A 17,254-nucleotide genomic window follows, 5' to 3' on the forward strand; every position below is an offset into this window, starting at 1 on the left:
TGTAGCAGAAAATTGCAGGGTTTCGTATGCTGGGTCGCGAAACCTTGCAAATTCCGGAGCCGTGATGAAGCCTCATCCCCGCACTGACGAGCAGGACGATCTCCTGCGTCCCCGCCTGACTGAGATGATCGATCTTCGCCACGCATTGGCGAAACTGGAAAAGCTGATTGACTGGGAGTTCTTCGAAACCGAATGGGCCAGTTTCTTTCCTGCCACGACAGGGCGGCCAGCAACATCGCCGCGCCTAGTCGCGGGGCTGCTGTATCTCCAACATGCCTATCGTTTGTCCGACGACGCCGTCGTCGCCCGATGGGTCGAGAACCCTTACTACCAGCACTTCACCGGTGAGACGTTCTTCCAGCACCGCCCCCCTGTCGATCCGTCCTGCTTGACCCGCTGGCGTCAGCGGATCGGAGAGGAAGGGGCCGAGTGGCTGCTGACCAAGACGATCGAAGCTGGGGTCACGTCCGGGGCCGTGGAGGATTGCAGTCTCGCGCGCATTGCCGTGGACACGACGGTGATGGAGAAGAACATCGCGCATCCAACGGATGCGCGCCTGTATGAAAAGGCACGTCGCCAGCTTGTGGCCTTGGCCCACGAAGGCGAGATCACGCTGCGGCAGAACTACAATCGACTGGCACCCCGCCTCGCGATGCAGATCGGGCGCTACGCCCACGCCCGGCAATTCAAGCGCATGCGCAAAGCCCTGAAAAAGTTGAAGGGCTACACCGGCCGCATCCTCCGCGACATCCGCCGTCAGCTCGAAAAAATTCCGGGTGGCGCCTTCCGTGAGCGTGCTCTGGACACCCTCGTGCTCGTCAGTCGCCTGCTGCATCAGAACCCAAAGGGCCATGGCAAGATTTACGCCCTGCATGAACCCGAGGTCGACTGCATCTCCAAAGGCAAGGCCCGTAAACGCTATGAGTTCGGAACCAAGGTCAGTCTGGCCACTACCATCGACGAGGGCTTCGTCGTCGGCATGCGCGCCCTGCCGGGCAATCCCTACGATGGGCACACTTTGCCCGAAGCCCTGGAGCAGGTCGCGATCCTGACCGGTCGGACTCCGGATCTGGCCGTCGTGGACCGCGGCTATCGCGGCCACGGTGTATCGACGACAAAAGTGCTGATCAGCGGCACGCGCCGGGGCCTGACGCCAAAGCTGAAGACATTGCTGAGGCGGCGAAGCGCCATAGAACCAGAGATTGGACACATGAAAACTGACGGACGTCTGTCGCGATGCCCGCTCAAGGGGACGTTCGGCGACGCGGTCTTCGCCGTGCTCTGTGGCTGCGGCCATAACATCCGCAAGATACTGGCCCACCTCAGGGCTTTGTTGTCCCTCATCCTGGCCGCATTGTGCGCCGCCGCAACTGACAGGATCAGGCCGGCAAACTGCTAACTTGTCGCCGGATCGCGTTGTTCAGCGTGAACTATTCAGGAAAGATTTCGCGTGGGTGAATTGCGGGTCATCGCAGCGACCAATGCATTTGGAATGGGTATCGACAAGCCGGATATCAGGTTGGTGGTGCATGGCGACATTCCAGGGTCGTTGGAGAACTATTTGCAAGAGGCAGGTCGCGCCGGGCGTGACCGTAATCATGCAAACTGCGTGTTGCTATACGCCCCCGATGACGTTGAGCGGCAGTTCCAGCTGTCTGCACGATCTCGCCTCGACCGAAAGGAAATCGGCGCAATCCTGAAAGCCTTGCGCCGCATGGATCAACGCACGAATAGCACGGGCACGGTTGTAGCGACCTCTGGCGAGATCGTTCGACAGGAGCATGATCGCGAGTTTCAACGCGAGAGCGCGACGGATGACACGCGGGTCAAGACTGCTCTATCGTGGCTGGAAGAGGCTAACTTGCTGTCTCGCGAGGAAAACCGGGTTCGGGTCTTCCCATCTTCACTGCGTGTCCGCAGCCTCAACGAGGCAGAAACAAAGATCGATAGGGAAAACATCACAGGCATGCGTCGTACGCAGTTGATGGACCTTGTCCGCCATCTGATGAATGCCCCTGCAGACGAAGGTATTTCCACCGATGAACTGACTGGCGTCAGCGGTCTTACAGGCGGGCAGTTGACCAAGGCGCTTGCCGATCTGGAAAGCCTCGGTATCGCTCGCAACGATACGTCTGTTACCGTGTTCGTGCATTCTGGCGTAGCAGAAGATTCCCGCAAGCGCCTGACGCAGGCAGCGCGGCTGGAAACCGACCTAATAGCCTTAATGCAGGAACAAGCGCCCGACGCCGAGGACCAGGTCAGCACGCCGTTCAACCTACAACTGGCCTGCCAAAAACTCCGGGATGAAGGCCACGGCCATGTGCGCCCCGACATCGTTGAGAAGCTGCTGCGGGGAATGGCCCACGATGGCCGTGACCTCGATGGTGGCAAGGGCAATGTCCGCCTTCGCAAGGCGTCGCGCGATACGCTGCTCTTGGCCTTACAACGAGCGTGGTCTGTTCTTGAGAAATCCGCCGCGTTGCGGAGGCAAGCCGGAGAAGCGCTAGTCGAGCACCTGCTAGGGCGACTTGAAAAAGGCCAGCGCGGCAAGGACCAGCAAGTCGAAACCACACTCGGTGATATGCTTGAGAGCCTTACTGGCGATGCCTTACTGCGCGGGCAAGTCAAAGAGATGACGCGGCTGATGGACCGAGCGCTCTTGTGGCTGCACGAACAAGAAGTCGTGACGCTGGGCAAGGGCCTGACCGTTTTCCGGCCCGCGATGACGGTGCACCTTGCTCCGGGCAAGACTCAGTTCTTGGTCAAGGATTTTACGCCTTTGCAAGAACATTACGATGAGCAGACGGTGCAGACCCATGTGATGGCCGCCTACGCGGAGACCGGACTGTCATCCATGCCCAAGGCCATGCGTCTGTCCGAGGATTACTTCGCGCTTGATCAGGAAGGCTTCATGGGACGTTGGATGAAAGGGCGAACGACTGAGGTCAAACGCCAGACGACGGGCGAATCCTGGACCTCCGTTGTCGAGTTCCTGGGAAATCCCGTGCAGCAGAAGATCGTGGCCGACGACAGGGATGCCACGAACGCACTTGTGCTCGCCGGGCCTGGGTCCGGAAAGACGCGAGTGCTGGTTCACCGCATCGCCTACCTGATCCGCGTGCGCCGCGAAGATCCGCGCAGCATCCTTGTCCTGAGCTACAACCGCCACGCGGCAGTCGAAATCCGTGCGCGGTTGCGACACCTGATCGGGGATGAGGCCTTTGGCGTGACAGTATCCACCTGTCATGCGATGGCGATGCGGCTGGTTGGGGCAAGTTTCGCCGGATCGCAGGCCGAAAGCCGAGATTTCGCCGGCATCGTCATGGAAGCGGTGCGCCAGTTGAATGGCGAGGGGCTGAGCAAAACCGAAGCCGAGGCTCAGCGCGAGACATTGGTCCAAGGCTATCGATGGATAATGGTCGACGAGTATCAGGACATAGGAGCTGAGGAATATGCGCTAATCGCCGCTGTCGCCGGACGGACGATCGAAGATGAGGACATGAAGCTAAGTCTCTTCGCGGTAGGCGATGATGACCAGAACATCTATGCCTTTAAGGGCGCGTCGATCGATTACATCCGCCAGTTTGAGCAGGACTATCGCGCGCGGCCCGAATATTTGGTCGAGAATTACCGCTCTACCGGCCACATCATCGCGGCATCGAACGCGGTGATTGCTGGTGCTTCTGATCGGATGAAGCTGGGGCACGACATCACTATCAATCGCAACCGTCGCAAGGAACCGCCAGGCGGGGTGATGACCAAAGGCGATCCCGTGGGCCAGGGGCGCGTTCAGTTGGTAAAATGCCAGCCGGGGGATCGTGCTCAGGCCGTTGCCGCCGTAACAGAGTTACAGCGACTGAAGGCGCTGGAAAACGGCTTTAACTGGAAGCGCACAGCCATCATTGGGCGCAACTGGCAGCAACTCGCCCCGGTTCGTGCCTACGCCGAGGCGCAGGGTATCCCAGTTGAAATGGCCAACGAAAGCCTGCACAGCCTGTGGCGCTTGCGCGAGATGCGGCAATTCATCGAAGGCATCAGCCGTGACCACACGCGCCTGCTGGGCGTGACGGATTTGCTGGAGGTCGTAAATACCTTGCCGCGTAACCGTTGGTCAGATTTGATCGCCGAGGGGGTCGCAGCTTTGGTCCAGGAAATCGGGACCGTTTCAGCCGCCGTCCCGGATCTAGTGGAATGGTTCGGTGAATGGGCAAGGGACGCAAGGGGCGAACAGCATGGGTTGTTGCTGATGACTGCGCACCGGGCCAAGGGGCTGGAATTCGACGACGTAGTGATTCTGAACGGCGACTGGGACCGACCATCACGGAACGAGGATCTCGATGCACCGCGACGCCTATTCTATGTCGCCATGACCCGTGCCCGCCGCAGCCTTGCCGTGATGACGCAAGGCGCGCATGCCTTATTGCCACCTAACAACGACAGCATCCTGCACCGGGACGCCGCCCTGCCTGAAGTTGAGGACCTGCCTCCGGACAGGACTTACCTCATGCCAGATTTGAGCCAAGTGTTCATCGACTGGGCTGGTCGGCTGCGGAATGGCGATGCCAGTCTCGACGCTATTGCCAATGCGCGGACGGGTGACCCCGTCACTCTGATCCAGCAGAACGGGCGCTCGTGGTTGAAAGACCGACAGGGACGCACCCTGATCAGAATGAGAGATGAATGGTCTGTCCCTGACGGGAAGCGTGTTGTCTTAGCAGTCATAGGCGCGATTATCACGCGCCATGCCCATGAAAGCGGTGAAGAGTATCGCGCGATGTTGAACAGGGACCGATGGGAAGTCATCCTACCAGAAATTGTCTTGGAGTAAGGTTATTCGAGCTTAATTGTAGAGTGGAGGAATGTCCTGCTTTCCACCTTTTTACAAAATTGCACTGGCCCATGGGATTGCGTGAACAGCGAAAATTCCATCCATGCAGGTGCGTGGTGGCGCAACCTGACCTACTGCATGGTTTGTATGGGCCGAGCACGTCCCCCCTCACTTGGTTCCTCCCGGGCCTTATTCGTATACGGGGGGGCTTAGCGCGCGAGTTTTCTAGCGACTGGCCTTTTCACCGGGGAATCCACCTGGAATCCACTCCAGCCGGCTTGCTGCAAATTCTGACTTAATTTCAGTGCTTTACGAGCGAGCCCCGCAGCCCGGTGTGGATTCCGCCGGGAATCCAAGGAAGCCAACCAGAGAAATCCAGAGACCGCAGAAGCCATGCCAGGAAGCCGCCTTCGCCCGGGCTGGCCAGAAGGCGTTGATTTAACGTCAAAAAACGGTTTGACAAAGCTGCTCCCCTTGACGTACCCCTTGATCATCGAAGAATTGCGCCCGGAGGATACCCTCGCGGGCGTTTCGTTTTCCTGACATCGCGGATCGCAAATCCTGGCACCTGAGCGCGGCCACAGGACATTGCGCACGCCCATGCGAGCCCTGCCCTATGGATCTCCCATTCATGCCGAGCCAGATTGAACTCTGGCAGATCGAACGCTTGCGGCCCTATGCCCGCAATGCGCGCCTCCATAGCGACCACCAGGTGGCCGTTCTGGCTGCCAACATGGTCAAGTTCGGCTGGACCATGCCATGCCTGATCTCCGACGACGGTGAGTTGATTGCTGGCCACGGCCGCATCATGGCGGCGACGCAGCTTGGCTTGAGCAAGATCCCTGTCTTGCGGCTGTCGCATCTCGATGAGGATCATCGCCGCGCCCTGCGCCTGTCGGACAACAGCGTTGCCGATCTGGCGGAATGGGACGAGCTGAATCTGGGCGTGGAAATCATCGACTTACAGACGCTGGGCTTCGACACAGACCTGCTGGGTTTCTCGCCCGAGTTTCTCGACGGTTTGTTGAGGGCGGCGCAGGGCGTCGATGAGGAAAACAATGGTTCGACAGAAGGCGAAGACGACATCCCCGAGCCGCCGGTGACCCCGGTCTCGGTAGCGGGTGACCTCTGGCAGCTGGGTTCGCATCGCTTGATCTGCGGGGACAGCACCAGCGCAGATGTCGTTGGACGCCTCCTCGGCGGCGTGAAGCCGCTGCTGATGGTGACCGACCCGCCATATGGCGTGGAATACGATCCGGCCTGGCGCAACCAGGCGGGCGCGGCCAAGACGAAGCGCACCGGCAAGGTGCTGAATGACGACCGCGCCGACTGGCGCGAGGCCTGGTCCCTCTTTCCCGGTGATGTCGCGTATATCTGGCACGGCGCTCTACATGCGGCGACGGTGGCCGACAGCTTGGTGGCTGCAGGTTTCGCAATCCGCTCCCAAATCATCTGGGCCAAGGATCGGCTGGTGCTCAGTCGCGGCGATTATCACTGGCAGCATGAGCCCTGCTGGTATGCGGTGCGCGCCAAGGGCAAGGGCCACTGGGCCGGCGATCGGAAACAGACGACGCTCTGGCAGATTGCCAACAAGGACCAAGATGCTGCCACGGTCCATGGGACGCAGAAGCCGGTGGAATGCATGAGGCGGCCGATCTTGAACAACTCGAGCCCCGGCCAGGCGGTCTACGAGCCCTTCATGGGATCTGGCACCACGCTGATCGCGGCCGAGACGACTGGGCGCATCTGCTATGGTGTGGAGCTGAACCCCGTCTACGTTGATGTGGCCATCGAGCGCTGGCAGGCTTTCACAGGCGAGGAGGCAGTCTTGCTGGACAGCGGTGAGACCTTTGCAGCCCTCAAGTCACAGCGGTTGGCTGCATGACCCAATCGCGCAAGCTGTCGCTGGTCGAGGCCGTCACCAATGTCGCCGTGGGCTATGTGCTGGCGGTGGTCACGCAAATCCAAGTGTTCCCATGGTTTGGCATTCACCCCAGCTTTGGTGAGAACCTTGCCATCGGCTCTGTGTTCACCGGGATCTCGCTACTGCGCAGCTATGCGCTGCGCAGGCTCTTCGAACGGTGGCGATAATGGCAGGTCGCGGCGATCAGACCGCCGGAAGTCTGTAAACGGTGCCGCGCTGATCGAGCTTCTGGGCGGTGATCGGCAAACCCAGCTTTTTCTTCAGCCCGCCCGAGATCAGACCACGGGCACTGTGGGACAACCAGCCCGTCGCCTCGACAATCTCGGAGATGGACGCCCCCTCTGACCTCGGTTTCGACGGTGCCGAGGACGTGTTGCGCGCCTGGCGGCGGGGCATGCGACCCGATGCTGATCTGACAGTTTCGGAATGGGCCGATGCACATCGCTGGCTCTCATCGCGGGCGGCAGCAGAACCTGGCCGATATCGTACGGCTCGCGCGCCCTATCTGCGCGAGATCATGGATGCGCTGTCGCCAAAGCACCCGGCGCAGCGCATCAGCTTCATGAAGGCTGCGCAGGTTGGGGCCACGGAGGCCGGCAACAACTGGATTGGCTTTGTGATCCATCACGCGCCCGGCCCCATGCTGGCGGTGTTGCCCACGGTCGAGATGGCCAAGCGCACCTCGCGCGGGCGGATTGATCCGCTGATCGAGGACAGCCCTGCGCTGAAAGAACGCGTGCAGCCAGCACGTTCGCGCGATGCCGGCAACTCTATGCTGTCCAAGGAATTCCCGGGCGGCATTCTGGTGCTGACGGGGGCGAACTCGGCCACGGGCCTGCGCTCGATGCCGGCGCGCTATGTGTTTCTGGATGAGGTCGATGCCTATCCGGCCTCGGCAGATGAAGAGGGCGATCCGGTCACGCTGGCCGAGGCGCGCACCACCACCTTTGCGCATCGGCGTAAAGTATTCATGGTCTCGACCCCGACCATCCGGGGGCTTTCTCGTATTGAGCGAGAGTTCGAGGCCAGCGACCAGCGGCGGTATTTCGTGCCCTGCCCGCATTGCGGTCACATGCAATGGCTGCAGTTCGAGCAGCTCCGCTGGGCAAAGGGGAAACCAGAAACCGCAGCCTATGTCTGCACAGGCTGTGACCAGCCCATTGCCGAGCACCACAAGACGCAGATGCTCGAGCGGGGTGAGTGGCGGGCGACGGCGACCAGCGCGGATCCGAACGCGATCGGGTTTCACCTCTCGGCCCTCTATTCACCGATCGGCTGGAAAAGCTGGGAGCAGATCGCGCGGGAGTGGCTGGCGGCCCAGGGCTCGGACGAGATGCTTCGCGCAGCGCGCAACACGCTCCTGGGCGAGACCTGGGTTGAAAGCGGTGATGCGCCAGAGTGGCAGCGGCTGGCAGATCGGCGCGAGGCCTATTCGGCGCAGGTCCCGATGGGTGGTCTGTTCCTCACTGCCGGAGCCGACGTCCAGAAAGACCGCATCGAAATCGATGTCTGGGCCTGGGGCCGTGGTCTGGAAAGCTGGCTGGTCGATCACATCATCATTCCAGGCGGTCCTGGCGATCCAGCTTGTTGGAACGCTATGACATCCTTGCTTAGCCAAACCTGGGTGCATGAGAACGGCGCCGTGATGCCGCTCGCCAAACTGGCAATCGATACCGGATATGAGACCTCCGCTGTCTATGCCTGGGCACGGGCACAAGGTATCGCGCAGGTCGCACCTGTGAAAGGGCTTGAGGGCTTCAACCGCGCGACGCCTGTGTCGGGGCCCACCTTTGTCGATGCAACGGTGAATGGGCGGAAGCTCAAGCGCGGGGCCCGGCTTTGGACGGTGGCGACCGCCACGTTCAAGGCCGAGACCTATCGCTATCTGCGGATCGAGCGGCCGTCCGAGTTAGACGCGCCGATACCGGCGGGCACGATCCACCTGCCCGACTGGGTGGACAGCGAATGGCTGAAGCAGCTGGTGGCCGAGCAACTCGTGACGATCCGCGACCGGCGCGGCTACGGCCGCCAAGAATGGCAAAAGATGCGCGAGCGGAACGAGGCGCTGGACACACGGGTCTATGCCCGGGCCGCGGCTTGGATCCTTGGGGCCGACCGCTTTGATGAACGGATGTGGCGGCAGTTGGAGAAGCAGGCGGGCGTGGAGACAACTTCCCCCTCGCAAACGAACGAGCCCGAGACATCGAAAGAACCGCAAGCGGGGCGGATCAGCGCGCCACGGCGGCGTGGCTGGAAGATCAGCACGCCTAAGTACATGGAATGACGAATGACCCTCGACGAGTTGAAACTTCGCCACAGCGCGCTCTTGGCCGCACGCTACAGCGGCACGCGCTCGGTCAGTTATGACGGCAAGACCGTGAATTACGGGACTGACGCCGAACTGGCCGCTGCGATCGGTGACGTGGAACGTCGCATTGCCAAACTCGAGCACGGCGCTGGGCGCGTGTTGCGCCCGCATGCCGTGAAGGACCTGTGATGAACTGGCGGCAGCGACTTGGTGCCTTCATTGGCGGCTTCGATGCGGGCCAGCACCATCGACGTCTGCGTGGATTCCAAGCCACGCGGGCTCATGTCAACGCGCTGATCGCTGCATCCGGGCCTGACATCACCGCCCGTGCCCGGTGGCTGGTGCGCAACAACGGCTATGCCGTGAATGCGGTGGAAAGCTGGGCCGCCAACACCGTGGGCGACGGAATCAAGCCGATCTCGAAACTGGCCGATGCCGCCCAAAAGGAAGAGCTGCAGCGGCTTTGGCTCGCCTGGACAGATGAGGCCGATGCCGAGGGGCTGACGGATTTTTATGGGTTGCAGCGCCGGGCGGCGCGTGAAGTGTTTCTCGCAGGTGAAGTGTTCGTAAGGATACGTCCGCGGCGGGTGGAGGACGGGCTGACGGTTCCCCTCCAGCTGCAGATGCTGCCTTCGGAGATGCTGCCGCTGCATGAAACGGGGGTTGCACGCAACGGCAATGCCATCCGCCAGGGGATCGAGTTCGACCGGATCGGGCGCCGTGTGGCATATCACTTCTTCCGCCGTCATCCTGGCGACAGTACCGATCCGGGGCTCTCGGGCGAAATCGTGCGCGTTCCCGCCTCAGAGGTCATCCATGTGATCGACCCCGTGGAGGGCGGGCAGCTGCGCGGCGTCTCAAAACTGGCGCCCGCCATCGTGAAGCTGTTCCTGCTCGACCAATATGACGATGCCGAGCTCGACCGCAAAAAGGTCGCCGCGATGTACGCAATGTTCGTGACCTCCCCTGCCCCCGAGAACCCGCTCGCGCCCTTGGACGATGAAGAGATGCCCGCTGGTGTCGAGATCACCCCGGGCCAGATCGTCCGGCTGGATCCGGGCGAGGATGTGACCGTCGGCCAGCCCGCGGACAGCGGGGCGACCTATGAGCCTTTCCAGTACCGGACACTGCTTCAAGTCTCTGCGGCACTTGGCATTCCTTACCCTTATCTGACCAACGACATGGTTAAAGGAAACTTTTCGAACTCCAGACTTGCACTTATCGAATTTCGACGCCGCGTCTCAGCCTGGCAGCATTCAGTGATGGTTTATCAGCTCTGCCGTCCGGTCTATGCACGCTGGCTGGATTTGGCGGTGCTCTCAGGCGCGCTGCCCCTGCCCGGTTACGAGGCCGATCGTCCGCGCATGCTGGCTGCCGACTGGCTCCCCACGAAATGGGACTGGGTCGATCCGTTGAAGGACGCCAACGCCGAAATCGCCCAGATCGAGGCGGGGCTGAAATCCCGCACTCAGGCCATCGCCGAGCGCGGCTACGACGCGGAACAGGTTGATCGGGAGATTGCCGCAGAGCGGGAACGCGAACGTACGCTGGGCCTTGATTTCCGCAGACCGGGTTCGCCCGCCCAGGGTGTACAAGCAATTCCCGTCGATGGTGATGAAGCCGAGCAGAGTGAAGAAACCGATGATGCGGAAAACAATCCGCGCGCTGAAGAGGAACAGCCCTAATGCTCCATGCCCGCATTGCCGCGCGCGCCTTCAACACGCCGCTAATGGTGGAACCCTCGAAGGCCATGGCGTTTCTGTCCGGTCTGGGCCCGCGCATCGTGGGGAGGCAGATCGAACTGGTTGAGGAAGATAGCGTGACAGAAGGTCCCGCCACCCTGCCCGCCCGCGCCAGAATTCTGGCCGGGAACCTGACCGAGCGCCTGCATCAACATGGTCATGTGCCCTACCCGGTCGTAGACGGCATCGCGGTAATCGAGATCGCAGGTGTGCTGATACACCGTGGCGGATGGATCGGGCAGTCCTCTGGCCAGACCAGTTACGAGGGTATTGCGGCACAGATCGAGGCAGCGGCAAGCGACCCGTCCGTGCGAGGCATTGCATTGGAAATTGACAGCTTTGGCGGCGAAGTAGCGGGGGTTTTCGACCTGTCAGATCGCATTCGTGCAACTCGTGCGGCGAAACCCGTCTGGGCCTTTGTCGCCGAGCACGCCTTTTCAGCGGGCTATGCGCTGGCCTCCCAGGCCGATCGCATCCTTCTGCCGCGCACTGGCGCCGTTGGCAGTATCGGCGTGGTGGTCATGCATGCCGAGCTCAGCGGCCAGCTGGATCAAGACGGCGTGCGCGTCACGCTGGTCCATTCCGGCCAGCACAAGGTCGACGGCAATCCGTATGAGCCGCTGCCCGAGAACGTGCGCGACAACATCCAGCGCGAGATCGATGTGCTGCGGTTCCTCTTTACTGAGACCGTCGCTGCAGGGCGCGCTGGGCGTCTGAGCCAAGATGCGGCGCTGGCGACCGAAGCCGCGACCTTCCGAGGGACGGATGCCGTCAGCGCAGGCCTCGCAGATGAAGTGGTCGACCTAACCCGTGGCTTTGTCCGCTTTCGTGAAAGCCTGTCTGCTTCATCACCTACCGCGCGGCTGCCCCGCGCCGCTCATACCAAACCAAAGGAGGCCGCCATGAACGCCAATCGAGACACCGCAGAGGAAACTGCTGAAACCACTGACATAGAAGACACCGTGGTGGAGAAATCTAGCGAGAGTTCAGACGCACAGGATGATGACCATGGCGTTCAGGACGTCGAACCCACACCTGCAGCCGCTGCGATCCCCATGCACAGGCCATCTGCTGCGCAGCCAAACAATCTGGCAGACCTGTCGGCGCAGCTGCGCGAGGCGGCAGCCGAGATTGCAGAGATCGCGGCGCAGGCGGGCCGCCTCGGTATCGCGATTGATGCCGCAAAAGCACTGCGCGAAGGAACATTGCCGGAGGCCTTGCGCCGGTTGGTATTGGACCGGGCGAGCGCCGCAGCGGATGCGCGTGACATCGTTGCTGCGCCACCTTCGCCCGTTCTCCCCAAATCCGCTGAAAGCCCGATTGTGGCCGCCGCGAAGAAGGCTGCCTCGGCGGGCAGCAGGGGCTGAACCGCTCAACCCCCAGACAGCTGACCGCCCCCCTGATCCCCCGTCGTTCCTCCCCGGCGGGGGATTTCTTTTTGACCCCCACATCTTCGGAGATTGCCCATGTCCGTGCTGACCCAACCGCCCACCATGGGCGATGTCCTCAAATACGAACTGAACCCCAACTTCACCCGAGAGACCGTCACACTGCTGGCCGGCACCAGCTACCCTGTCGGCGCTGTGCTCGGTCGCATCACCGCGAGCGGCAAGATGAAGCTCAGCACCGCCACTGGCACTGACGGCGCGCAAAACGCTGCCGCTGTCCTGCTTTACGACGTTGACGCAACGGCGGCTGATGCGACTGGCATCGTCGTCCTGCGTGGGCCTGCCATCGTCTCGAAAGCGGCGCTCGTGTTTGACGCCAGTGTCGATGACGCGGCCAAGACGGCAGCCAAGCACGCCCAGTTGACAGCCCTCGGCATCATCCCGCGCGACGCCGCCTGACCGGGCGGATTGTCGGTTCCCATCATCGCGCTTGTGCGCGTCACCCCTCATTCCCCGGAGTTTCCCCATGACCATCACCCGCAACCCATTTGACGCGGGCGGCTATTCGCTCGCTGAAATGACGCAGGCCATCAACATCCTGCCCAACCTCTACACCCGCCTGGGCCAGATCGGCCTCTTCCGCTTTGAGGGCGTCACGCAACGTTCCATTGTCATCGAACAGCGCGAGGGGGTTCTGAGCCTCCTGCCTTCGGTGCCGCTGGGCGCGCCCGCCACGGTCGGCACCCGCGAGCAGCGCTCGATGCGCAGCTTCGCCCTGCCCTGGATCCCGCATGACGATGTGATCCTACCCGCCGATATCCAAGGCATGCCGGCGCTGGGCCTGTCGGATGCAGCCGATCCGCTGGTCGAAGTGATGAACCGCAAGCTGACGCTGATGCGCCGCAAGCATGCACAGACCCGCGAATACATGGAGATGAACGCGCTCCGCGGCATCGTGAAAGACGGCGCCGGCACGACCCTCTACAACTACTTCACCGAGTTCGGCCTCGAGCAGATTTCTGTCGACTTCGTCTTCGGCACCGCAGGTACGAATGTGCAGGGCAAGGTCCGCACCGTCATGCGCGGGATCGAGGACAGCCTTCTGGGCGAGACCATGACGACGGCCCATGCGCTGGTAAGCTCGGAGTTCTTCGACAAGCTGATCAGCCATCCCAAGACGGAAGAAGCCTACAAGTTCTTCTCCGCCACGGGCGGCCAGCCGCTTCGCGAGGACATGCGGCGCGCATTTCCCTTCGCAGGCATTCTCTTCGAAGAATACAACGGCTCGGTCACCCTCTCGAACGGCACCTCAGAGCGGCTGATCCCTGCGGGCGAGGGCATCGCCTTCCCGCTTGGCACCTTCGACACCTTCACCACCTATGGCGGGCCGGCAAACCTGCTGGAAACCGCCAATACGGTCGGCTTGCCGCTTTATGCGCGGCAGATGATGGACGCCAAGGGCCGCTGGATCGACCTGATGACCGAGGCATCAATCCTGCCGGTGAATAAGCGCCCGCGGCTGGCGATCCGGATCTTCAGCTCGAACTGAGGTGACTGAGCGATGACGGCGTTTGCCGTGGCCCTCGATCTGCTCTTCGCTGATCCGAACCTCTCCACCCCGGCGCTTTACCAACAGGCAGGCATCGGGGTGGAGCGTGGGATCCGCGTGATGCACCGCAATCCAGACCGGATGGTCGAATTTGGAGCGGCGCGGCTGGTCAGCGACAGCGTGGTTCTTGATGTGCGCATCAGCGACTGTCCGGAGCTGGCGGCAGGTGATCGGTTCGAGATCGCAGGCGAGATATTCACCGTACAGGGCACACCGCAAAGGGATCGCGAGCGGCTGGTCTGGACGGTGGAGCTTCTGCCCTCGTGGCCGGACCCCCATGCCGATCCGGAACACTGAGGCGAGGGTCGTGCAATGATCCGCATGGAGATCGTCGGTGACCTCGGTGCCATGATGGCCGCTGAGATCGCCTCCGGGGAGAAGGCCGTCACGAAAGCTGTTGGCGAGGCAGGCAGCAGCCTCAAGACCTCTTGGCGTGGCCAGATCACCGGCGCCGGTCTGGGGGCACGTCTGTCGCGCACAATCCGCTCGGAGCTCTATCCCAAAGGCCAGCTCAGCCTGAATGCGGCAGCCCTGATCTGGTCCAACGCCCCGGTGATCGTCGGTGCGCATGATACCGGCCCGCTTATTCGCTCGAAGGATGGGTTTTGGCTGGCCATCCCGACCGCAGCAGCCGGCAAATCCGCACGGGGTGGCCGGATCAGCCCGGGCGAGTGGGAGCGTCGGCGCGGATTGCGCCTCCGCTTCATCTATCGGCGCAGCGGACCGAGCCTCCTAGTGGCCGAAGGCCGGCTGAATACCCGCGGGCTCGGTGTCGCCTCACGCTCCAAAACCGGGCGCGGGCTGACCACCGTGCCGATCTTCTTGCTCGTGCGCCAGGTCAATCTGCGCAAGCGGTTGGATCTGGATCGCGCGGCCGAGGCCGCGCGGGACGGCATCCCGGGCGCGATCGTCGAGAATTGGCTGGAAACGCGTATCTGAGGCGGAAAGTGATGGTGCCGGCACCAGGGATCGAACCCGGGACCTGATGATTACAAATCAACTGCTCTACCAGCTGAGCTATACCGGCACATGCGTTTCCTATGTGGAAACAACGGGAAAGGGAAGTGGCGGAAGCGGTGGGATTCGAACCCACGGTAGGCTTTCACCTACGCTGGTTTTCAAGACCAGAGCCTTAAACCACTCGGCCACACTTCCATTTGGTGCCCCCTGCCGGACTCGAACCGGCACGCCCGAAGGCAAGGGATTTTAAGTCCCTGGCGTCTACCATTCCGCCAAGGGGGCTTGGTAGGCCCGGAGGGATTTGAACCCCCAACCAAAGCGTTATGAGCGCTCTGCTCTAACCGTTGAGCTACAGGCCCGTCCACTTTTTTCTTTGGCGGAATATACAATCAAAGGCAACCAATATGCCCTCCCCCCGCGAGACCATTCTCACCGCTCTGGCGGACCTGCTGCGCACTGTGCCGCACGTGCCGGTGTTGCGCGGCGAGGTCCTGCCCGAGCGGATCCCACCGGGCGGTCTGATGATTCTGCGCGACGGCAATCCCGGTGAGCCAGGCGTGACACTATCACCGCTGATGTACCACTATCAGCACCGCGCCGAGCTGGAGGTGATCGTGCAGACCGGCGAGGACCGCGATGCGAGGTTTGACCGGCTGATCGGGCGCATTGGGGCAGCCCTTGCAGCGGACCGCACCTTGCGGGGGCGCTGCGACTGGGTGGAGGCCGAGGCGCCAGAGCCGGTGGACTTACCAGTTGATGGTGGCGCAACCCTGAAGGCCGCCATCGTACCGATCATCCTACATTACGCGACCAGCGACGCGCTGGTCTAACCATCTATCCGACATTCAAGGAGAGACATGATGGCACGAGCCCAAGGAGCGCGAGCGCAGATGGCGTTGGCGTTCGAGATGACCTATGGCACACCGCCCGCGAGCGGCTTTACGCGGATGCCCTTCGCCAGTACCACGCTGGGGGCCGAGCAACCGTTGCTGGCCTCGGAACTGCTGGGATATGGCCGCGATCCACTTGCACCCACCAAGGATGCGGTGACGGCCGACGGCAATATCGTCGTTCCGATTGATGCCGCCTCGATCGGGTTCTGGCTCAAGGCAGCCTTTGGCGCGCCCACGACAGCCGGCACCACAAGCAAGACCCACACCTTCCAGTCGGGCAATTGGAACCTGCCCTCTTTCGCCATTGAGACAGGCATGCCAGAGGTGCCGCGCTACGCGATGTATGCGGGCTGCAAGTTGGACAGCCTCAGCTGGCAGATGGGGCGCTCTGGCCTACTGACTGCCACCGCCAGCGTCGTGGCCCAAGGCGAGAGCGTCGCTACCACCTCCGCCGCAGGATCCTTGGTCGATCTGACGCTGACGCGATTTGGCCATTTCAACGGCTCGGTCAAACGTAATGGGACGGCTATCGGCAATGTCGTGACGGCCGATATCAACTATGCCAATAACCTCGACAGGATCGAGACCATCCGTTCGGATGGCAAGATAGATGGCGCCGACCCATCGGTGGCTGCCCTGACCGGCAATATCGTTGTCCGCTTTGCCGATCAAACGCTGGTGACCCAAGCCATCAATGGCGAGGCCTGCACCCTCGAATTCGACTATGCGCTGACCGGCGGTGTTGGCCTCAAGCTTACAGCGCATGCGGTCTATCTGCCGCGCCCACGGGTCGAGATAACTGGCCCCCAAGGCATTCAGGCTACCTTCGATTGGCAAGCAGCACTCGCCGCTGACCCGGGCCGGATGTGTACGGTGGTGCTGACCAATACCATCACAGGCTATTGAGACCGACCCGTCGATCCTTTTGCCGCATCAAGTACGGACGTGTCGGCTTTCGCACTGGGTTGTCCAAGCGGAGCACCTTGCGGCCATCATGCTCGACCTCTGCCCAGCTGCTAATGGCTGGCGGCGTGATCAGGCTTTCGCTTAGCCTTGCAAGGCTCGCATGCGCGGCATGCAGGCGCTGCTCCATCCTGTCGGCGCGCTGCATGGTCTGCTGCAGGTGATATTGCATCTCAGCCAAGCGATCACGGAGTTGATCCCGTTCCGTCTTGACGATCTCAAGAGCCACGGACACTTCCAGATATTGCCATTGCGTTTCTGACATTACGGTCTGACCTCTTTTTTTGACCAGCTGCTGCCCCAAAAAAAGCTCCGCCACGGTGCTGACGTGACGGTGCATTTTGGTCTTGAGTGGGGGCTTCAGATAACTTGGTACCGCCACCACGATCCGCGCTGCCTGCTTTGGCGTCAATGAGGCAAGCGAGTTCTCCAGAACTCAGAAGAATGCGATTTGTGCAGAGGTATAGGCTGAGCCCATTTGGATTGGGGCGGGAGCACAAAAAAACCCACCGCATGACACGGCAGGTTTAGGGGTCGTAAGTATATGGAGCTAGTACGAGTTACAGCGTGCCGCTTTCAGCAGCAGCGATCAAACCACCAAAAGCATAATCAGACCCGCAAACGAGCCCGTCAGTAAAG

16 protein-coding genes and 4 tRNA genes are annotated in these 17,254 nt (G+C 61.6%); 14 read left to right on the forward strand and 6 right to left on the reverse strand.

Annotated features, from left to right (window positions below):
- The first annotated feature begins 64 nt into the window (after window positions 1–64).
- From ACMUJL_RS05240 to ACMUJL_RS05255, 4 genes are all read left to right on the forward strand, one after another.
- On the forward strand, window positions 65–1,399 hold the full coding sequence (locus ACMUJL_RS05240; RefSeq protein WP_375569948.1) for an IS5 family transposase: 1,335 nt from the start codon (window positions 65–67) through the stop codon (window positions 1,397–1,399).
- Window positions 1,400–1,432: 33 nt separating this feature from the next.
- A complete protein-coding gene (locus ACMUJL_RS05245; protein WP_416914438.1) occupies window positions 1,433–4,828 on the forward strand; it encodes a UvrD-helicase domain-containing protein in 3,396 nt (1,131 codons plus the stop codon).
- Between the two features lie 616 nt (window positions 4,829–5,444).
- Window positions 5,445–6,713, forward strand: a complete 1,269-nt coding sequence (locus tag ACMUJL_RS05250) for a site-specific DNA-methyltransferase (protein WP_375569946.1) — start codon at window positions 5,445–5,447, stop codon at window positions 6,711–6,713.
- Window positions 6,710–6,919 (forward strand): DUF7220 family protein, encoded by a 210-nt coding sequence (locus ACMUJL_RS05255; protein WP_375569944.1) that lies wholly within the window; start codon window positions 6,710–6,712, stop codon window positions 6,917–6,919. Before ACMUJL_RS05250 ends, ACMUJL_RS05255 begins: the two co-directional genes overlap by 4 nt.
- A 16-nt stretch (window positions 6,920–6,935) precedes the next feature.
- Here the strand turns inward: ACMUJL_RS05255 and ACMUJL_RS05260 are convergent, their stop codons facing one another.
- A complete protein-coding gene (locus tag ACMUJL_RS05260; protein WP_375569942.1) occupies window positions 6,936–7,148 on the reverse strand; it encodes a DUF3489 domain-containing protein in 213 nt (70 codons plus the stop codon).
- Here ACMUJL_RS05260 and ACMUJL_RS05265 point away from each other — a divergent pair.
- From ACMUJL_RS05265 to ACMUJL_RS05300, 8 genes are all read left to right on the forward strand, one after another.
- Complete coding sequence (locus ACMUJL_RS05265) at window positions 7,081–9,036, forward strand: phage terminase large subunit family protein (RefSeq protein WP_416914158.1); 1,956 nt, start codon at window positions 7,081–7,083, stop codon at window positions 9,034–9,036. The genes ACMUJL_RS05260 and ACMUJL_RS05265 overlap by 68 nt on opposite strands.
- Window positions 9,037–9,039: 3 nt before the next feature.
- Entirely contained in the window at window positions 9,040–9,249 is a 210-nt protein-coding gene (locus tag ACMUJL_RS05270) for a phage head-tail joining protein (RefSeq protein WP_375569938.1), read from the forward strand.
- Window positions 9,249–10,745, forward strand: a complete 1,497-nt coding sequence (locus tag ACMUJL_RS05275; protein WP_375569936.1) for a phage portal protein — start codon at window positions 9,249–9,251, stop codon at window positions 10,743–10,745. The genes ACMUJL_RS05270 and ACMUJL_RS05275 overlap by 1 nt, the downstream gene beginning before the upstream one ends.
- Window positions 10,745–12,169, forward strand: coding sequence for a S49 family peptidase (locus tag ACMUJL_RS05280; RefSeq protein WP_375569934.1), 1,425 nt, complete (start codon window positions 10,745–10,747; stop codon window positions 12,167–12,169). Before ACMUJL_RS05275 ends, ACMUJL_RS05280 begins: the two co-directional genes overlap by 1 nt.
- Before the next feature lie 99 nt (window positions 12,170–12,268).
- Entirely contained in the window at window positions 12,269–12,649 is a 381-nt protein-coding gene (locus tag ACMUJL_RS05285; RefSeq protein ID WP_375569932.1) for a head decoration protein, read from the forward strand.
- A gap of 67 nt (window positions 12,650–12,716) precedes the next feature.
- Window positions 12,717–13,739: a major capsid protein gene (locus ACMUJL_RS05290; RefSeq protein WP_375569930.1), complete on the forward strand. Its 1,023-nt coding sequence runs from the start codon at window positions 12,717–12,719 to the stop codon at window positions 13,737–13,739.
- A gap of 12 nt (window positions 13,740–13,751) precedes the next feature.
- Window positions 13,752–14,096, forward strand: coding sequence for a head-tail joining protein (locus ACMUJL_RS05295; RefSeq protein ID WP_375569928.1), 345 nt, complete (start codon window positions 13,752–13,754; stop codon window positions 14,094–14,096).
- 15 nt (window positions 14,097–14,111) lie between these two features.
- Window positions 14,112–14,738 carry a DUF6441 family protein gene (locus ACMUJL_RS05300; protein ID WP_375569926.1) on the forward strand — a complete coding sequence of 209 codons (627 nt, stop codon included), beginning with the start codon at window positions 14,112–14,114 and terminating at the stop codon, window positions 14,736–14,738.
- A 12-nt stretch (window positions 14,739–14,750) separates the two neighbouring features.
- On the opposite strand, the gene ACMUJL_RS05305 is transcribed toward ACMUJL_RS05300, so the two are convergent.
- From ACMUJL_RS05305 to ACMUJL_RS05320, 4 genes are all read right to left on the reverse strand, one after another.
- Window positions 14,751–14,826 (reverse strand) — tRNA-Thr (locus ACMUJL_RS05305).
- Between the two features lie 38 nt (window positions 14,827–14,864).
- Window positions 14,865–14,954: transfer RNA gene (locus ACMUJL_RS05310), tRNA-Ser, on the reverse strand.
- A 3-nt stretch (window positions 14,955–14,957) separates the two neighbouring features.
- Window positions 14,958–15,041, reverse strand: a tRNA-Leu gene (locus ACMUJL_RS05315).
- Between the two features lies 1 nt (window position 15,042).
- Window positions 15,043–15,118 (reverse strand) — tRNA-Ile (locus tag ACMUJL_RS05320).
- Window positions 15,119–15,163: 45 nt separating this feature from the next.
- Between ACMUJL_RS05320 and ACMUJL_RS05325 the strand changes: the two genes are divergently transcribed.
- Both ACMUJL_RS05325 and ACMUJL_RS05330 read left to right on the forward strand, forming a co-directional pair.
- Window positions 15,164–15,589: an acyl-CoA transferase gene (locus ACMUJL_RS05325; protein WP_375569924.1), complete on the forward strand. Its 426-nt coding sequence runs from the start codon at window positions 15,164–15,166 to the stop codon at window positions 15,587–15,589.
- Between the two features lie 30 nt (window positions 15,590–15,619).
- Window positions 15,620–16,558 carry a phage tail tube protein gene (locus ACMUJL_RS05330; RefSeq protein WP_416914159.1) on the forward strand — a complete coding sequence of 313 codons (939 nt, stop codon included), beginning with the start codon at window positions 15,620–15,622 and terminating at the stop codon, window positions 16,556–16,558.
- Here ACMUJL_RS05330 and ACMUJL_RS05335 read toward each other — a convergent pair.
- Window positions 16,545–17,027 carry a hypothetical protein gene (locus ACMUJL_RS05335; protein WP_375569920.1) on the reverse strand — a complete coding sequence of 161 codons (483 nt, stop codon included), beginning with the start codon at window positions 17,025–17,027 and terminating at the stop codon, window positions 16,545–16,547. The genes ACMUJL_RS05330 and ACMUJL_RS05335 overlap by 14 nt on opposite strands.
- Between the last annotated feature and the right edge of the window lie 227 nt (window positions 17,028–17,254).

The organism is Seohaeicola sp. (genome assembly GCF_048006315.1).
GTDB lineage: Bacteria > Pseudomonadota > Alphaproteobacteria > Rhodobacterales > Rhodobacteraceae > Seohaeicola.